General features: G+C 70.7%; 15 protein-coding genes. 7 read left to right on the plus strand and 8 right to left on the minus strand.

Annotated features, from left to right (window positions below):
• Window positions 1-75: 75 nt before the first annotated feature.
• From ACWGIH_RS38010 to ACWGIH_RS38030, 5 genes are all read right to left on the minus strand, one after another.
• Entirely contained in the window at window positions 76-1,083 is a 1,008-nt protein-coding gene (locus tag ACWGIH_RS38010; RefSeq protein WP_453448552.1) for a TerC family protein, read from the minus strand.
• A gap of 331 nt (window positions 1,084-1,414) precedes the next feature.
• Window positions 1,415-3,361 (minus strand): TerD family protein, encoded by a 1,947-nt coding sequence (locus tag ACWGIH_RS38015; protein ID WP_453448551.1) that lies wholly within the window; start codon window positions 3,359-3,361, stop codon window positions 1,415-1,417.
• Between the two features lie 46 nt (window positions 3,362-3,407).
• The gene (locus ACWGIH_RS38020) at window positions 3,408-3,986 is read right to left on the minus strand and encodes a TerD family protein (RefSeq protein ID WP_363208074.1); all 579 of its coding nucleotides are present in this window, start codon (window positions 3,984-3,986) and stop codon (window positions 3,408-3,410) included.
• Window positions 3,987-4,119: 133 nt separating this feature from the next.
• On the minus strand, window positions 4,120-6,258 hold the full coding sequence (gene uvrB, locus ACWGIH_RS38025; RefSeq protein ID WP_453448550.1) for an excinuclease ABC subunit UvrB: 2,139 nt from the start codon (window positions 6,256-6,258) through the stop codon (window positions 4,120-4,122).
• A 40-nt stretch (window positions 6,259-6,298) separates the two neighbouring features.
• Entirely contained in the window at window positions 6,299-7,165 is an 867-nt protein-coding gene (locus ACWGIH_RS38030; RefSeq protein WP_453448549.1) for an MHYT domain-containing protein, read from the minus strand.
• A 249-nt stretch (window positions 7,166-7,414) separates the two neighbouring features.
• On the opposite strand from ACWGIH_RS38030, the gene ACWGIH_RS38035 reads away from it, so the two are divergent.
• The 3 genes from ACWGIH_RS38035 to ACWGIH_RS38045 all read left to right on the plus strand — a co-directional run bounded on the left by ACWGIH_RS38035 (window position 7,415) and on the right by ACWGIH_RS38045 (window position 10,302).
• Window positions 7,415-8,335, plus strand: coding sequence for a glycerophosphodiester phosphodiesterase (locus tag ACWGIH_RS38035; protein WP_453448560.1), 921 nt, complete (start codon window positions 7,415-7,417; stop codon window positions 8,333-8,335).
• A gap of 52 nt (window positions 8,336-8,387) precedes the next feature.
• The gene (locus ACWGIH_RS38040; protein WP_453448548.1) at window positions 8,388-8,966 is read left to right on the plus strand and encodes a methylated-DNA--[protein]-cysteine S-methyltransferase; all 579 of its coding nucleotides are present in this window, start codon (window positions 8,388-8,390) and stop codon (window positions 8,964-8,966) included.
• Between the two features lie 73 nt (window positions 8,967-9,039).
• Entirely contained in the window at window positions 9,040-10,302 is a 1,263-nt protein-coding gene (locus ACWGIH_RS38045; RefSeq protein ID WP_453448547.1) for an MFS transporter, read from the plus strand.
• Between the two features lie 24 nt (window positions 10,303-10,326).
• Here the strand turns inward: ACWGIH_RS38045 and ACWGIH_RS38050 are convergent, their stop codons facing one another.
• Both ACWGIH_RS38050 and ACWGIH_RS38055 read right to left on the minus strand, forming a co-directional pair.
• The gene (locus tag ACWGIH_RS38050; protein ID WP_451215682.1) at window positions 10,327-10,692 is read right to left on the minus strand and encodes a cupin domain-containing protein; all 366 of its coding nucleotides are present in this window, start codon (window positions 10,690-10,692) and stop codon (window positions 10,327-10,329) included.
• A 44-nt stretch (window positions 10,693-10,736) separates the two neighbouring features.
• Complete coding sequence (locus ACWGIH_RS38055; protein WP_453448546.1) at window positions 10,737-11,180, minus strand: VOC family protein; 444 nt, start codon at window positions 11,178-11,180, stop codon at window positions 10,737-10,739.
• 99 nt (window positions 11,181-11,279) lie between these two features.
• Here ACWGIH_RS38055 and ACWGIH_RS38060 point away from each other — a divergent pair, with 99 nt between their 5' ends.
• Both ACWGIH_RS38060 and ACWGIH_RS38065 read left to right on the plus strand, forming a co-directional pair.
• Window positions 11,280-12,185: a pseudouridine-5'-phosphate glycosidase gene (locus ACWGIH_RS38060; RefSeq protein ID WP_453448545.1), complete on the plus strand. Its 906-nt coding sequence runs from the start codon at window positions 11,280-11,282 to the stop codon at window positions 12,183-12,185.
• Window positions 12,170-13,087: a carbohydrate kinase family protein gene (locus ACWGIH_RS38065; protein WP_453448544.1), complete on the plus strand. Its 918-nt coding sequence runs from the start codon at window positions 12,170-12,172 to the stop codon at window positions 13,085-13,087. The genes ACWGIH_RS38060 and ACWGIH_RS38065 overlap by 16 nt, the downstream gene beginning before the upstream one ends.
• Window positions 13,088-13,439: 352 nt before the next feature.
• Here the strand turns inward: ACWGIH_RS38065 and ACWGIH_RS38070 are convergent, their stop codons facing one another.
• Complete coding sequence (locus tag ACWGIH_RS38070; RefSeq protein WP_453448543.1) at window positions 13,440-14,243, minus strand: methyltransferase domain-containing protein; 804 nt, start codon at window positions 14,241-14,243, stop codon at window positions 13,440-13,442.
• 150 nt (window positions 14,244-14,393) lie between these two features.
• Between ACWGIH_RS38070 and ACWGIH_RS38075 the strand changes: the two genes are divergently transcribed.
• On the plus strand, window positions 14,394-15,530 hold the full coding sequence (locus ACWGIH_RS38075) for a magnesium and cobalt transport protein CorA (protein WP_453448542.1): 1,137 nt from the start codon (window positions 14,394-14,396) through the stop codon (window positions 15,528-15,530).
• Between the two features lie 48 nt (window positions 15,531-15,578).
• The gene (locus ACWGIH_RS38080; protein WP_453448541.1) at window positions 15,579-17,795 is read left to right on the plus strand and encodes a protein kinase domain-containing protein; all 2,217 of its coding nucleotides are present in this window, start codon (window positions 15,579-15,581) and stop codon (window positions 17,793-17,795) included.
• The last annotated feature ends 66 nt before the right edge of the window (window positions 17,796-17,861 follow it).

Raw genomic sequence — 17,861 nt, forward strand, 5'->3', positions numbered from 1 at the left:
GCGTATCGCCGCGGGCCACTCCCTTTGCCGGTGACTCTGCCGGTGCCTCGCCGGTGAGTCCTACGTCCGGCGCCGTCAGGCCTCGATGCTGTCCTTCGAGCTCTCGTCGGAGGCGTCCTTGCCCTCCGCCGCGTCCTTCTCGGCCTGCTTCTTGGAGGCGATGAGGCTGGTGATCGTGGTGATGACCAGGACACCGCAGATGACGCCGAGCGAGACCGGGATGGAGATCTCGGGGACGTGCACGCCGTTCTCGTGCAGGGCGTGCAGGACCAGCTTGACGCCGATGAAGCCCAGGATGACCGAGAGGCCGTAGCTGAGGTGGACCAGCTTCTTGAGCAGTCCGCCGATGAGGAAGTACAGCTGACGCAGACCCATCAGGGCGAAGGCGTTCGCCGTGAAGACGATGTACGGGTCCTGGGTGAGGCCGAAGATCGCGGGGATCGAGTCCATCGCGAAGAGGATGTCGGTGGTGCCGATGGCGAGCATGACGATCATGAGCGGCGTCATGATCTTCTTGCCGTTCTTGCGGATGAAGAGCTTGGTGCCGTGGTACTGGTCGGCGACACCGAACTTCTTCTCGGCAGCCTTCAGGAGGCGGTTCTCCTCCCACTCCTCTTCGTCGTCACCGGCGCGCGCCTCCTGGATGAGCTTCCAGGCGGTGTAGATCAGGAACGCGCCGAAGATGTAGAAGACCCAGGAGAAGTTGGCGATGACCGCGGCGCCGGCGGCGATGAAGATCGCTCGCAGGACGAGCGCGATCAGCACACCGAACAGCAGCACCCGCTGCTGGAGGTGGGTGGGCACCGAGAACTTCGCCATGATCAGGATGAAGACGAAGAGGTTGTCGACACTGAGCGACTTCTCGGTGATGAAGCCCGCGAAGAACTCACCGCCCGCCTGGCCACCGCCCCAGATCATCAGGCCCACTCCGAAGAGAGCGGCCAGCACGATCCAGACGATCGTCCAGATTCCGGCTTCCTTGATCGATACGTCGTGCGGCTTGCGGCCGATGAAGAAGTCGACCGCGATCAGGGCACACAGACCAAGAATGGTCAGCACCCAAAGGGTCATTGAAACGTCCACTGCGCCTCCGGCGTCGTACGGCTACTGATCAGCGTCGTCGCTGCCGGAGGTCTCTTCCACCCGAGGCGGCTCACCGCCCCGCGGGCCGACGCCCCGGGATCGATGGCGATCCGTATTGACGGGCACGTCGCGTTCGGGAGTACTCCCCTCCGCTGCAAGAAGAGTACGCGAAACACCAAGGGTTGGTAAAGGGGAATCCAAACTGGAGCCAAAAGCGCAGGTCAGGGGCGGTCGAAAGTCGCTTTACCGTCAGTGGCCAGAGTGGCCAGAGTGGCCAGAGTGGCCAGAGTGGCCCGAGTGGTCCGAGTGACCTGCCGGGCGCACCGAGGTGTCAGCGGCCCCCGGTGCGCCGGGCGTGCGCGACCTGGTTCAGGACCTGTTCGATCACCCGGCTGCCGGGCGGCGCCATCGGCGGTTCGTAGGTCCAAGCGTGACCGACCCAGGGGTCGGCGAGGTGGTCGTCGGCCACCGGGGTCAGGCGCATGAGGGCCCGCCAGAGCGGGTCGAGCAGCGGGCCGTACTCCGCGGCGTCCTCGCGGTCGGCGACCATCATCAGGTGCACGCCCACCGCCGGGCCCTCGTCCGCGAGATAGCGGAGCTGGGTCACCGCGCGGTCGTCGAAGCCGTGCGGGAAGTCGTTGACGATCAGGAGCTGCTCGGCGGTGTCCAGGTCCGGCGGCAGCGCGTCGGCGGCACCCGCGCGGATGGCCATCTGCACCAGGTCCACGCGCTGGGTGAGCTTGGCGAGCACGGCGGAGACGCCCGCCGCGCCGGCGGCCGGAGCTCCGTCGAGCACGCCCGCCGTCACCAGCGGGGAGAGCGTGCCGGCCGCGGAGCCCGCCGCGTCGATGACGTGCACCGTGAACTCGCCCGCGGGATAGACCGCAAGGAGCCGCGCGGCGTGCGCGACCGCGCTGTCCATGGCGAGGCGGCGCAGCTGGTCGGTGTCGGCCAGGGAGTCCGTGCCCGACGACCGGCCGCTGTCGATCCACAGGCCGCGCTCCAGGGGCAGCCGGACAAGCAGCGGAATGCGCAGGTCGGGGCGCTCGGGCAGATGGAGGTCGCCGAGGCGCAGCGCCATGGGGATCTCCATCGGGGTGCGATAGGCGTGCCAGACCGGGCTGTCCCAGCCGGCGAACGCCAGGGGCAGGGCGGGCTCGACGACCTCGGACTCGGCGGCGAGCTGCCCCAGGTCGCGGTCGAGGGCGGCCCTTGCCCGGTCGACGAGGAGGCCGTGCTTGGCGCGGGCGGCCTCGCGCGCCATGTCCCCGGTGTTGCCGATGCGGCTGCGCGGGTCGGAGAGGGCCTTGTCGAGCTCCTGGTCCATGCGCGACTCGGCGAAGTCGACGGCGCTGCGATACGCGGCCGTGGAGCGGGCCAGGTCCTCGAACATGCCCCACACCTGGTTGTAGAGGCGCTCCTCCATGGACCAGCCGGTCGCGTCGCCCGCCACGGGCTGGGCGGCCCTGCCCGGTTCGGCCGGGGCCGCGGCCGGTGAGGGCGGCGGCGGTGCGCTGGTCTGGCGGCCGGGGTGGGTGTAGTTGACCGGGCCGCCCGTGGTGGTGCTCGCGTCGCCCGGCTGGGGCGCCGGGGCGGGCTGCGGGGACGCGGCGCTGTCCGGGCCCGGGCCCGGCGCTGCCGCCGGGCCGGGTGCGGCGGTCTGGCCCGTCGTCCGCACTCGGGCCTCGTCCGAGGAGCGTGGCGGCGGCGCGGCCACCGAACGGGCCAGGCCCTGCGCCACCGCTTCGTTGATCGAACCCGCCAGTTCATGGGCCCTCGGGAGGCCCTGGTCGGTGAGCATATCGGCGAGGCCGCCCGCGTATCCCTGGCCGACGGCGCGCACCTTCCAGGCGTCCTGCCTGCGGTAGAGCTCCAGGGCGACGACGGCGGACTCGGCGTCCAGGTCGGTGATGGTGTAGCTGGCGACCTCGGAGCCGTCCAGCGCGGTGACCGCGATGAAGGGGGCGGCGAGGGAGCCGAAGCTGACCGGCCCCCCGACGCCGACGGGCAGCGCGAGGAGGACGTTGACCCGGTGCACCGCTTCCGGGACCGCGTCGAGGTCCACCGCGAGGCGGTGGTCGGCGGCCGCCTGCCTGGGCACTTCGAGCCCGGGCAGCGTGGGCGCGCCGGGGTGGGCCACCCAGTCCGCGCCGCGCACCTTGCCGTGCTCGTCGCTGAGCGTGACCCCCGCCACGATCGGTTTGCCGATCGAGACCCGGATCTCCAGACGGGTCTCGGAAAGCGGGTGGTTCTGCCCCCGGACCAGCTCGGCCGTCATCGCCTTCGTCCCCCTCGTGCCCTCTGAACTTGTGGGTGCCGCGTGTCTACAGGTGCGGCAGGATCGACGGCATCAGGTCCTGGAACGTCCGGCCGTTGGCGGGATTGCCGATGGCCGTCATCTGCCAGCCCGTGCCCGCACGGTGGACCTTCGCCATGATCTGCGCGGTGTACTGACCGCCGCCGTCGAGTGTGTACCGGGCGAGCTCCTGGCCGTTGGTCTCGTCGACCAGGCGGCAGAACGCGTTCTGCACCTCCTGGAACGTCTGGCCCGTGAAGGAGTTCACCGTGAAGACGATCTGGTCGATGTGGACCGGGATCCGCTGCAGGTCGACGAGGATCGCCTCGTCGTCCCCGCCCTGGCCGACACCGCCCACCAGGTTGTCGCCGGTGTGCCGCACGGAGCCGTCGTCACTGACGAGGTGACGGAAGAACACGACGTCCACCGGCTGCTTGTCGGCGAACAGGACCGCCGACGCGTCCAGGTCGACCTCACGCGTGCGCGTGCCGAACAGGCCCCGCCTCGGGGCCGCTTGCCAGCCGAGTCCCATGCGCACCGCGGTCAGGGCGCCCCCGTCGTCCTTCTGCAGGCTGATGGCCTGACCCTTGGTCATGTTGACCGTCACGCGCTGTCCCCTCTCGAACTGCCTCGGCAACCGCCGGTCTGTGCGGTTGCCCAGCACCTTATGCAGAGGCACTGACAGTGCCGCACCGCGGGCAGCACTTTGTGTCGGTCTTGCAACACACCAGGCAGTACGCCTACGCCTGCCCCGCCTCCCTCATCTGCCTGAGCTCCTTCTTCATCTCTGACACCTCGTCACGCAGCCGTGCGGCGATCTCGAACTGGAGGTCCGCGGCGGCCGCGCGCATCCGGGCCGTCATCTCCTCGATCTGTTCCGCCAGTTCGGCCGCGGGACGGTCGGTGGGCACCTTCGGGGCGCCCTTGCCCTTGGCCGCCTTGCCCGCCTTGTCGGCCTTCCCGCCGAGCGCGGGCACCGGCGCCTTGGCCTCCTTGCCGTCCTTCGCCTTGCGGTAGTCGGTGCCGAGGAGCTGCTCCGTGTCGACCTCCTCGCGCGCGATCGCCGACACGATGTCGTTGATCTTCTTGCGCAGCGGCTGGGGGTCGATGCCCCTCTCCTCGTTGTACGCGATCTGCTTCTCGCGCCGCCGGTTGGTCTCCTCGATGGCCTGCTCCATCGCGGGGGTGACCTTGTCCGCGTACATATGGACCTGCCCGGAGACGTTTCGCGCCGCGCGGCCGATCGTCTGGATCAGGGAGGTGCCGGAGCGCAGGAAGCCCTGCTTGTCGGCGTCGAGGATGGCGACCAGGGAGACCTCGGGCAGGTCGAGTCCCTCACGCAGGAGGTTGATGCCGACCAGCACGTCGTACTCACCGGCGCGCAGCTCGCGCAGGAGCTCGACGCGGCGCAGGGTGTCGACGTCGCTGTGCAGATAGCGGACCTGGATGCCCAGCTCGAGGAAGTAGTCGGTGAGGTCCTCGGCCATCTTCTTGGTGAGCGTGGTGACCAGGACGCGCTCGTCCTTCTCGGTGCGCGTGCGGATCTCGTGCACCAGGTCGTCGATCTGCCCCTCGGTGGGCTTGACCACGACCTCCGGGTCGATGAGGCCGGTGGGGCGGATGATCTGCTCGACGAAGCCGTCGCCGCGCGAGAGCTCGTACTTCCCGGGCGTCGCGGAGAGGTAGACGGTCTGGCCGATGCGGCCGAGGAATTCCTCCCACTTCAGCGGGCGGTTGTCCAGCGCGGACGGCAGGCGGAAGCCGTGGTCCACCAGGGTGCGCTTGCGGGAGGCGTCCCCTTCGTACATGGCGCCGATCTGCGGGACCGTGACGTGCGACTCGTCGATGACGAGGAGGAAGTCCTCGGGGAAGTAGTCGAGGAGGGTGTTCGGGGCGGTGCCGGGCTCGCGGTCGTCGAAGTGCATCGAGTAGTTCTCGACGCCGGAGCAGGAGCCGATCTGGCGGAGCATCTCCAGGTCGTACGTCGTGCGCATGCGCAGGCGCTGGGCCTCCAGCATCTTGCCCTGCTTCTCCAGCTCGGCGAGGCGCTCGGAGAGCTCCTTCTCGATGCCGGTGACCGCCTTCTCCAGGCGCTCGGGACCCGCCACGTAGTGCGAGGCCGGGAACACGTACAGGTGGTCGTCGTCGCTGATGACCTCGCCGGTGAGCGGGTGCAGCGTGGAGAGCGCCTCGATCTCGTCGCCGAACATCTCGATGCGGACGGCCAGCTCTTCGTAGACCGGGAAGATCTCGATGGTGTCGCCGCGCACCCGGAAGGTGCCGCGGGCGAAGGCCATGTCGTTCCGTGTGTACTGGATGTCGACGAAGCGGCGCAGGAGCTGGTCGCGGTCGATCTCGTCGCCGACCTTGAGCGGCACCATCCGGTCGACGTACTCCTGCGGGGTGCCGAGGCCATAGATGCAGGAGACCGAGGCGACCACGATCGTGTCGCGCCGGGTGAGCAGCGAGTTCGTCGCGGAGTGGCGCAGGCGCTCGACCTCCTCGTTGATCGAGGAGTCCTTCTCGATGTACGTGTCCGACTGCGGGACGTACGCCTCGGGCTGGTAGTAGTCGTAGTACGAGACGAAGTACTCGACCGCGTTGTTCGGCAGGAGCTCGCGGAACTCGTTGGCCAGCTGGGCGGCCAGCGTCTTGTTCGGCGCCATCACGAGGGTGGGGCGCTGGAGCTTCTCGATCATCCACGCGGTGGTGGCCGACTTGCCGGTGCCGGTCGCGCCGAGCAGGACGACGTCCTTCTCACCTGCATTGATGCGCCGCTCCAGGTCGGCGATGGCCGCCGGCTGGTCGCCGCTTGGCTGGTAGTTGCTGACGACCTCGAAAGGCGCCACCGTGCGTTCGATCTTGGATACGGGCCGCATGGAACCAACCGTACGACCCCCCACTGACAATGGGGTCGGATCACCAGCTCTGCGGGGTTTTCGGACCGGGGCGCTGCGGGGGCCTGCGGCCCGCCCGCGGGGCATGGCGGTCGCCCGAGCGCGGGACGGGGTAGGGGGCGTGCTTTCCCTGCGCGGCGCTCTGGAGCTCGGCCTTCCCCATCACCATCAGCGGGTCGAACATCACGATCACCCCCGCGAGGAGCAGGAAGGCGAGCGGACCGATCATCATGGGCGCGAGCAGCTCGGCCGCCGAGTCTCCCCCGGTGGGCGCCGCGGACGAGCCGTGCAGATGGACCTTGAGGGCGGCCATCCCGGTGTAGTGCATGCCGCTGACGGCGAGCCCCATGACGAGGCTCGCGCCCAGGCTCCAGAGGAAACCCCTGACCTGCGCGGCCGCCCAGAGGGCCGCCGAGGCGGCCACCACGGCGATCACGACGGACGCGGAGACGGTGAGGGTGTTGTACTCCAGCGTCCCGCGCAGACGCATACCGGCCATTCCCAGATAGTGCATCGAGGCGACGCCCAGACCGGTGATCGTCCCGCCGGTGAACAGAGCCGTCCCGGTCGCTCCGCGGTAACCCACTATGAAGATCCCGATGCCGACCATGACGATGGCCACGGCGAGACTCGCGAAGGTCAGCGCCTTGTCGTAGTGGATCGGGGCCTCGTCGACGCTGAAGCCCATCATCGCGATGAAGTGCATGGTCCAGATGCCGGATCCGATCGCCGCCGACCCGAGCGCGAGCCAGCCGGGCCGCCAGGAGTGCGCGACTAGGAGCGACCTCGTGGTGCAGCGCAGGCCCAGCGCTCCCCCGAGGCAGGCCATGAGGTACGCCGCCACCGGTGTGACCAGTCCATAGCTGAAACCGTCGACTGTCCCCTGCATGCGCGGTAACCCTTCCGCCTGTTGTGTCCAAATGCCCGGGATTGCCCCCAAGTGGCCCCACCCGACCGCGTTCTGACAGGCCATGGGCTGACGCAGAGAGTAAAGCTCACTCCGGAACTTGCGAACGATTTTCCGGGAAAGAAACCCGGCTGTCTCCGTTCAACCTGTGGCCATCCTGCACCTGTCTCGCGTTGGCCGTGGACTGTCACTCTCATCCGGTCCGTGCCCGAACATCACGAGGAGTCACCGTTGTACGCACGCGTTGCCGCTGCCACCACTGCCGCTCTTCTTGGAGCCGGTGCACTGGCTCTCCCTTCCGCCTCCGCTCACGCCGCCGACCAGAAGTCGGCGCAGACGTCCACGCGCACGCCCGCACAGACGTCCGCCTCGCACGACACCCCGCTGGTCGTCGCGCACCGGGGCGCTTCCGCCTACGCGCCCGAGAACACTTTCGCAGCCATCGACAAGGCGGCTGACATGGGGTTCCGGTGGGTCGAGAACGACGTCCAGCGCACCAAGGACGGCGAGCTCGTGATCATGCACGACGACAACCTGAAGCGGACCACGAACGTCGAGGAGCTCTTCCCCGACCGCGCGCCGTGGAAGGTCGCGGACTTCACCGCGGCGGAGATCGCCAGGCTGGACGCGGGCAGCTGGTTCAGCCCGAAGTACGCGGGCCAGCGCGTGCCGACGCTGAAGCAGTACATGAACCGTGTCTCGCGCAACCACCAGAAGCTCGTCTTCGAGTTCAAGAAGCCCGAGCTGTACCCGGGCATCGAGAAGCAGGGCCTCGACGTCCTGCGCAAGACGGGCTGGCTGGACAAGCACCACGTCAAGAGCAAGCTGGTCATCCAGAGCTTCAGCGCGGACAGCGTCAAGACGGTCCACAAGCTGCGGCCCGACATCAAGACCGGCTTCCTCGGCACGCCCGCGGTCGCCGATCTGCCCGAGTACGCCAAGTTCTCCGACCAGATCAACTCGACGCACGGCTCCATCTCCGGTGAGTACGTCTCCGCGATACACGCGCTCAAGGGGCCGCACCGCAAGCGCCTGGAGATCTTCACGTGGACCGTGAACGACGCGGCCGCCGCCAAGCGGGTGGCCGGGTTCGGGGTGGACGGCATCATCACGAACACGCCCGACGTCGTGCGCAAGGCCATCGCCGGCTGACGCCGTTCCGGCGCGGGCGGCGTTGTCAGTGCCCGGTCGTACGGTGGTCCACATGAACGCCAACGGGCAGCACGGGCAGGGCCGGCCAGGTCAGGACGGATCGCGGCAGGTGGTGTGGGCCGTCGTCGCGAGCGACATCGGCCCACTGCTGCTCGCCGGGACCGACGAAGGCCTGGTCAGCGTCGTCTTCCACGCCACGGACGAGATACGCGACACGGCGATCGAGCGGCTCGGCTCCCGGCTGGGGGCCGAGCCGGTCGAGGATCCCGGGTCCCCGCTCCTCGCCGAGCCGATACGCCAGCTCTCGGCGTACTTCGCGGGCGAGCGGCACGCCTTCGAGCTGCCGCTCGACTGGTCGCTGATCTCCGGCTTCAACCGCCAGGTCCTGCGCGAGCTGACCACCGTTCCGTACGGCGCGGTCGTGGGGTACGGAGACCTCGCCCGCCGTGTGGGCCAGCCCGGCGCGGCCCAGGCGGTCGGCATGGCGATGGGTGCCAACCCGCTGCCGGTCGTGGTGCCGTGCCACCGGGTGGTCGAGAGCGACGGCGGCATCGGCGGTTTCGGCGGCGGCATCGAGACCAAGCGCCGGCTTCTCGCCCTGGAGGGAGTACTGCCACAGCCGCTGTTCTGAGGCTCCCGCACCGTGCGGGGCGAGCCGTGAAATCCCTGTTTCCCCCGTTCGAACGCCCTGGCACACTGCGTCAGTGACTTCGACCCTCGACGCTCCTGACATACCCGCGCCGGAAGCGCTGCCCGCGTTGCGCCGCCGGACCACCGCGGTGCTGGTCGCCAGTCAGATACTGGGCGGGCTCGGGGTACCGATCGGCATCGCCCTCGCACCGATGCTGGCGACCGAGGTGAGCGGGACGGAGGCGCTGTCCGGCCTCGCGCCCACCGCGTCCGTGGCCGGGACGGCGCTGCTCTCGCTGCCGCTCGCCGCCCTGATGACCTCGCGCGGACGGCGGCCCGGTCTCGTCCTCGCGTATCTGATCGGCGCGCTGGGAGCGGGCCTCGTGGTCCTCGCCGCGGTCATCGAGAGCTTCCCTCTGCTGCTGCTCGGCATGGCCGGCTTCGGGGCTGGTTCGTCGGCCAACCTGCAGGCCCGCTTCGCGGCGGCCGACCTCGCCGAGCCCGACCGGCGCGGCCGCGCCATCTCCCTCGTCATCTGGGCCACCACCATCGGCTCGGTCCTCGGCCCGAACATCGCCGCGCCCACGAGTCGCGCCTTCGCCGGGACCTCCATCCCCGAGGCGGCGGGGCCCTTCCTGTTCGCCGCCGGGATCTTCGCCGTCGCCGGTCTCGTGGTGGCGGTGCTGCTGCGTCCCGACCCGCTGCTCACCGCCCGCGCGCTCGCCCCACAGGAGAACGACTCCGCGCAGAGCCGCTCCCTGCGGGCCGGTGTCGCCGCGGTGGCCGCGTCGCCGATGGCCCGGCTCGCCCTGGTGACGGTGGCCGCGTCCCACACGGTGATGGTCTCGATCATGGTCATGACCCCGGTCGACCTGGGACACCACGGGGCGAGCCTGCAGTTGGTCGGCCTGGTCATCAGCGGCCACATCGCGGGCATGTACGCGCTGTCGCCGGTGATGGGCTGGCTCTCCGACCGGTTCGGGCGGCTCTCCGTGATCGGACTCGCGGTCGGGCTGCTGTGCTGCGCGGCGCTCCTCGCCGGTACGGCGGGGGCCGGCCACGGGCAGACCGCCGCCGGGCTCTTCGTGCTCGGTCTCGGCTGGTCCGCGGGCCTGGTGTCGGGCTCCGCGCTGCTCACCGACTCGGTCCCCCAGCCTGCGCGCGCCGCCGTGCAGGGCCTCTCGGACCTGACCATGAACACGGCGGCGGGCATCGGCGGCGCGGCGGCCGGCCTGATCGTCGCGCGGGCGAGCTACGGCTGGCTCAACCTCATCGGGGTCTGCGTACTGCTGCCGATGGCGGCCCTCGCGCTCCGCAGGACGGTCAAGAAGGCCTGAGGCGGTGGCCCTCAAGCCCGGAGTTCAGGGCAGCGTGATGTGGTACGCCTTGCGCAGCGTCTCGTGCACGGTCCACGTCGTACGGTCGCCCTCGCGCAGGACGGCCGCGTCGCCGGGGCCGATCTCGATCACGTCGCCGCCCTCGACCTCGATGGTGGCGCGGCCGCTGACGACGACGAAGAGTTCGTTCGCCTCGGTGTCGGTGACCACGCCGGGCGTGATCTGCCAGATGCCGCGCAGCTGCTTGCCGTCGGCCGACTCCCACAGGACCTTGCCGGTGACCTCCGGGGTGCCGGACACGATCTGCTCGGGGTCGAGGGGCTCGGCCTCCAGGTCGGCATCCGGAATGTGCACGGCAAAGGACGCAACGGCTTGATCATTCGTGGTCATGGCCGGTCACCCTAGCCGGGGCCCGCGCGCCCCTCGGCCAGGGGTCAGCCTTTCCCGTCTTCTCCGTAGTGCCGGGCTTCGAAGATGTTCCCGTCGGGGTCGCGGAAGTAGAAGCCGCGGAGGGCCTCGCCGCGGGCGCCGAACGCGCCCTGCGAGATGTCCGACACCGGCGTTCCGTGCTCCTCCAGACGGGCACGCAGCGCCTCGAAGCCGGTCTCCGTAAGGGCGAGGCAGACGTGGTTGACGGGGTGGCCCGCGCTCTTGTCCGCGTCCGGCACGACGTTCATGCGTTCGGCGAGCGTGAGCGGGGCGAGGTCGAAGATGGTCTCCTCGTTGAGCCGGACGGAGGGGAACGCGACCTTGTTTGCCGTGTAATCGGCGACGCGCAGGGGTTCGAGACCCAGCACCTTCTCGTAGAAGTCGGCTGCCGCCGCGGGATCGCGCACCCACAGGACGACGTGGTCGAGACGTGTCGTGTTGTCCGTCATGCCGCCAGGCTGCTGTCCCCTCCCCGGCGCCGCAAGGGTTTGGCGCGGCGCGCCGGTCGCCAGGGATGAGAGGAGACCCGACAGGCAGGAGGCAGGCCCGTGTTGGTGGTGTCCGACGAGGTACAGGCGGCTGTGGCGAACCGGCGGCCCGTGGTCGCCCTGGAGTCCACGATCATCGCGCACGGGCTGCCGCGCCCGCGCAACCTCCAGGTCGCGCGTGAGCTCGAAGAGGTCGTACGCGAAGAGGGTGCCGTCCCCGCGACGATCGCCGTACTGGACGGGCGCCCTCATGTCGGCCTGGACGACAAGCAGGTGGAGCGGGTCGCGAACGAGGACGGCATCCGGAAGCTGGGCCACCGCGACCTGCCCCTCGCGGTCGCGGCGGGCGCGAGCGGGGCGACGACCGTGTCCGCGACGGCGCTGCTCGCGGCGCGGGCGGGCGTACGGGTGTTTGCCACGGGTGGGCTCGGCGGGGTGCACCGGGAGTGGACGGTGACCCAGGACGAGTCCGCCGACCTGGGGCTGCTCGCCCGGACGCGCATCACGGTGGTCTGCGCGGGAGTGAAGTCGATCCTGGACGTCGCGGCGACGCTGCAGCGCCTGGAGACGCTGGGTGTGGCGGTGGCCGGATACGGGACGGATCGTTTCCCCGGCTTCTATCTCACCGACTCCGGTCATCCGGTGGACTGGACCCTGCGGACTCCGCGGGAGGTCGCGGCGGTGATGCGGGCCCAGGACGCGGTCGGCGGCCCGGAGTCCGCGCTCCTGGTGGCGAACCCCGTGCCGGAGGCGGCGCAGCTCGATCCCGCGCTCCACGCGCGCGTGCTCGCCGAGGCGTTGGAGGCGTGCGCCGAGCGGGGCATCACCGGGCAGGCGGTCACGCCCTTCCTCCTGGACCAGCTGGTGCGGCGTACGGAGGGTGCCTCGCTGAGTGCCAATCTCGCGGCGGTGCGGGGCAATGTGCGCCTCGCGGCGCGGATCGCGACGGCGTGGACGGGGTGGTGAGTTCGGGGCGGGGCAAGGCCCTGTTGGTGGTCGGGGATGTCGTCACCGATGTCGTCGCCCGGCTCCGCACGCCGCCGCTTCCCGGTACGGACACGGTGGCGTCGATCCGTACGGTGCCGGGTGGCGCGGGCGCCAACGTGGCGTGCTGGGCGGCTTCCTGGGGCTGCCGCGAGGTGCGGTTCCTGGGGCGGGCCGGTGCGGACTCGGCGGCATGGCACGAGGAGGCGCTGACGCGCGCGGGGGTGCGCCCGCGGCTCGTCGTCGACCGCGGGGCGCCCACGGGGACGGTGATCTGCCTGGTCGACGGGGGCATCGGGGCGGAGCGGACGTTCCTCACGGACAGCGGCGCGTCGCTGCGTCTGTCGGCCGCCGACTGGTCACCGGGGCTGCTGGACGGAGTGGGCTGGCTGCACCTGTCGGGGTACCTGTTCTTCGCCGGGCCGAGCAGAGGGGCGGCCGAGACCGCCTTGGCGGCGGCACGCGCGCGTGGAGTGCCGGTCAGCGTGGACCCGGCGTCGGCGGGCTTCCTCACCGAGCTGGGGGTGGAGCGGTTCTTGGCGGCGGTGGAGGGGGTGGACGTGCTGCTGCCGAGCGAGGGAGAGCTGAGGTTGCTGGAGGAAGCGGGCGGCCCGGAAGAAGCGGCTGCGAAATTGAGCCGCCGGTTCCCCGCGGTGGTGGTCAAGCGGGGCGCCGCGGGCGCGCTGGTCGCCCGGGAGGGTGAGGTGCGCGCCGAGATCCCGGCGCTGCCGGCCACCGCGGTGGACTCCACGGGGGCGGGCGACGCGTTCACCGGTGCTTTCCTCGCGACGCACCTGAGCGGCGCGGGGCTCGGCGAGGCCGCGGCGGAGGGGTGCAGGGCGGGGGCCAGGGCGGTCGAACTGGTGGGCGGCAGGCCGGTTTAGGGGCCTGCTGACGGAGCTCCCCGGGAGGAGGAGCCGGGGGGCGGTCCGTGCGCTCGGCGTCCGGCGTGCACGTGCGCGTGGCGAGGGTGAGTGCTCGGCGTCGCCACGCCACGGAGTTCCGCCGGAAGGGCCCTGGGGGTGCGGCACTCCGGCGGGCACTTCCCCGCACCGCCCCGCCCCCTCCTCACGAGCCGGCGCCGCGGGGCCGACGAGCGGGTGGGCGGCGCGGCGCGGCGCGTCCGGGTGTGCCCGAGTACCGGTGTCCGGGCGAGAGGGCCCGAGTACCGGTGTCCGGGCGAGAGGGAGCGGGGGTGGACCGCTGTGGGGAAGGGCCCCGGGAGGACCGGAAGGGTTACGGCTTGCGGCCCCAGGCCGAGATCAGAGGGGGTGTGGCCAGGTCCAGGGGTTCCGCGGTGATGTTCGTCAGGTGGTCGGTGATGTCCGCGTCCGTGGCGAGCCCCGCGCTCGTCAGCGCCGCGCGGGACTGCTGGATCGTGGCCGTCTCCAGCGCCGCGCAGGCAGGCGAGGTCAGAGGGAAGTACGCGTCGGCCTCCACCTGGCACAGGCCCGCCGCACGGAGCAGGCGGGGCAGCCCGCGGCCGTACGCGAGGTCGGTGCCGCGCTGGGTGAGCAGCGCGTGCCGGATGCGGTTCGCCAACTGCTGGGCCGGCCCGTGCTCGTCCGGGCAGGACAGGGGCTGCAGGGCCGGGTCCACCTCCTCGACCAGCAGGCGGCCGCCCGGCCGCAGGGCCCGGATCATCATGCGCAGCGCCCGCTCCCGCTCCGGCACCCGGGCGAGGACGAGCCGCGCGTGGACGAGGTCGAAGCCCCCGCCGGGCGGCGCCACCTCCGTCCCCACGTCGTGGATGCGCACCTCGACGGGCGATCGGGCGGCCGAGGTGTGCCAGGAGATGTCCGCGTCGGTCGCGAGGACCCGCCCGGTGGGGCCGACGCGCTTGGCGAGCCAGGAGACGACGGAGGTGCCGCCCGCGCCGACCTCCCAGCAGCGCCACCCCGGCCCGATGCCGAGCCGCTCGATGTGCCGGAAGGTCGTGGGGTCGAAGAGCGCGGAGAAGGCGTCGGAGCGCTGGCCCGCCCCCGCCCCCTCGGCGTGCCGTTTCCGAGTACCGGTCAGATAGCCGTCGATGAGCGTCATAAGGCAATTATCCCGATTGTCCGGCTTGCCCCGGGGAGGCAGCCCCGCAATGCCCGGAGCGGAGTCGTCCGTTCCCACAGGGTCCGGCCACTCCGTCGCAGCTCCCTGGCACACTGGCACGTCAAGTCACCGGAACGAGGAGCCACACGCATGTCGATGGCAGGCAACCTGCGAAAGGTAGGCAACCTCCGCAAGGTGGGCGGCCTGCGGAAAGTCGCGCGGGTCGCCCAGTTCGTGCGGAAGCACAACCGCGTCGACCTGAGCCACCCCGCCCGCTCCCCCCTGGGCTCGGCGGTGGTGAACTGCGTGGCGTATCGCAACGGCGTGCGCCAGGACGGCGGCCGCGACCTCGTCGCGGAGGTCGAGCGGGTCCGCAAGAGCGGTGACGGGTTCGTGTGGCTCGGGCTGCACGAACCGACGGAGGAGGAGTTCGCGGGCATCGCCGAGCTCTTCGACCTGCACCCGCTCGCCGTGGAGGACGCGGTCCACGCCCACCAGCGGCCGAAGGTGGAGCGGTACGACGAGACGCTGTTCGCGGTGTTCAAGACCGTGTGTTACGTGGAGCATGCCGAACTCACCGCGACCAGTGAGGTGGTGGACACCGGCGAGATCATGGTCTTCGTCGGCAGGGAGTTCGTGATCACCGTGCGGCACGGCCGCCACGGTTCGCTCGGCCCGCTGCGCGAGGAGCTCGAATCAGCGCCCGAGCAGCTCGCCAAGGGCCCCGCGGCGGTCCTGCACGCACTGGCCGACCACGTCGTGGACGACTATCTCGTCGTGACGGACGCGGTGCAGGGGGACATAGACCAGGTGGAGATGGACGTGTTCTCCAAGGACGGGGAGCGCGCCGACCCCGGTCGGATCTACCAGCTCAAGCGCGAACTCCTGGAACTGAAGCGGGCCGTGGTGCCGCTCGGCCGTCCCCTGCAGGTCCTCTCCACCCAGCCGATGCGGGCGATCGCCCCGGAGATACAGGCCTACTTCCGGGACGTCGACGACCACCTCAAGCGGGTCACGGAGCAGATCGCCGCCTTCGACGAACTCCTGAACTCCATCCTCCAGGCCCATCTCGCGCAGGTGACGGTCGCGCAGAACGAGGACATGCGGAAGATCACCGCCTGGGCCGCCGTGATCGCCGTGCCGACGATGGTCTGCGGTGTGTACGGAATGAACTTCGACCACATGCCCGAACTGCACTGGAAGTACGGGTACGGCCTGGTGATCGGCGTCATCGTCACCATCTGCGCCTCCCTCTACCGCGGCTTCCGCCGCAACGGCTGGCTCTAGGCTGTACGGGCCATGCCAACTACGGGGGGAAGTGGGGGACGGCGACCGATGCCTCTGCGTGAGGGTGATCCGGAGTCGATCGGCGGCTATCGGATCGAGTCGCGGATCGGCGCCGGAGGCATGGGCGTCGTCTATCTCGGCCGCTCGGCGTCCGGCCGCGCGGTCGCGGTCAAGGTGGTCCACACGCAGTACGCGGACGACCCCGAGTTCCGCGCCCGCTTCCGCCAGGAGGTCAAGGCCGCACGCCGGGTCAGCGGTGCCTTCACCGCGCCGGTGGTGGACGCCGACCCGGAAGCCGCGCTGCCCTGGATGGCCACCGCGTACGTCTCCGGGGACACCCTCGCCCAGCGTGTCGCCGACCAGGGCCCACTGGACTGGCCGCAGCTCAAGCGGCTCGGCGGCGAACTGGCCGAGGCCCTGCGGGAGATCCACCGTGCCGAGGTCGTGCACCGCGACCTGAAGCCGAGCAACGTGCTGCTGCTGGACTCCGCGGGCGGCCCGGACGGTGGCGACGGCAGCGGTGGCGACGGCGGGATGACGCGCGTCATCGACTTCGGCATCTCCCGTGCCGCGCAGAGCGACGTACGGACGCAGACCGGACTGGTGATGGGATCGCCGCCGTTCATGGCGCCCGAACAGTTCAGCAGCCCGCGTGACGTCGGGCCGCCGGTCGACGTCTTCGCGCTGGGCGCCCTGCTGGTGTACGCGGCCACGGGTCGCAGCCCGTTCGAGGCGGAGAACGCGTACCTGGCCGCATACCAGACCGTGCACAACGACCCCGAACTGGGCATTCTGCCAGCGGAGTTGCGCCCCCTGGTGATGTCCTGCCTCGCCAAGGCACCCCAGGACAGACCCACTCCGCTCCAGGTGCTCGACGCGCTGGCCGCGCTGCCGGAGGATGGCCCGCCGGCCGAACGACGGGAACGTACACACCAGGAGGCCCCGGCAACACCCACCGCGACCACGACCACCGCCGCTGCTGCCACTGCTGCCGCTGTCACGGATCGACGCCCGCGCCGCGGACGCCGGTTCAAGGCCGGTCTCGTGAGTGCCGCGGCGCTGGTGGCACTGATCGGCACCGGAGTCTCCGCGGTGTTCCTCGGCGGCACGGAATCCGGCGAAGCCGGCACGCACGCGAAGGCCGGCGTCCCCGAGGGCTGGAGGGCGTGGCACGTCGCCACCGAGAAGGACGAGCGGGACATGATGCCCTCGTCCGAGTCCTGCACCCCGCACGCGCAGGGCGTCTACTGCGCCTCGGACACCACGGCGCTGACCCGGCTCGATCCCCTGACGGGCAAGGTCAGATGGACGAAACCGATGCACCGCCCGAAGTCGACCACCGGCTACTCGGTCACCGATCCGGTCCTGGGCGCCGGCGCGGTGTTCACGTACAGCGCGGAGGGTTCGGGCGGAGTCGACGCGTACGACGCGAAGAGCGGCAGGCGGCTGTGGCGGCTGCCGGGGCCGCACGCGGAGTTCCAGTACCTGAGCGGCGTACTCGTCGTGCACAAGGGCGAGTTGAGCGCATCGCCCACGTCGACGTACACGGCGTACGACCCTCGTTCCGGCCGGGAGCTGTGGCACCACGAGGTGACCAGTGACTCGGCGGGCGCGTTCTACGCGGGCCCGGACGGGACGCTCTTCGCCGATCTCCGCGCGGCCGGACGCAAGGGCGACCCCGGCTCGTCGGAGATCGCCCGCTATGACGCGCGGTCCGGCCGGAAGCTGGGCGGGACCACGGCGCCGAAGGGTGACCTGTGGCTGGCCACGGTGCACGACGGCAAGGGGTACTTCGCGCGCTGGGAGGACGATTCAGGCGTGTCGTCGCGCTTCTTCATCCAGGACCTGACCTCGGGGAAGGTGCGCGGCATCGACTTCCCCTGGGCGGTCGAGCCGGAGGCGCCGCCGCTGGTGCGCGGCGACGCCATGTACCTCTTCGACTACGCGAACGAGACCGTGCTCGCACTCGACCTCAAGCGCGGCAAGCCGCTCTGGACGACCTCCCGCGAACTGCGGATCTTCAGCGAACCGTCGGTGCGGGGCGACACCTTGTACGCCACGATGCCCGACAGCAGCGTCATCGCCATCAATACCCGTACAGGCAGGGAGCGTTGGCGTTCGGAGCCCTCTTTCGAGGAGGCCGAGGACGCCAAGGGCGGCTCGGTCGACCACCGCTCCCCCAGCGGGACGGCCCCGCTGGCACAGGGTGGAGTGCTCTACGGGGTCACGGACGAGGGGACATTCTCGGTGGCCGCCAAACGGTGAGGCGACCGAGAGGTGCGGCGGAGCGGGGAGACGCGGCGGCCGAGAGGTGAGTCGGCCGAGAGGCGC

The organism is Streptomyces sp. NPDC054872 (assembly GCF_053610705.1).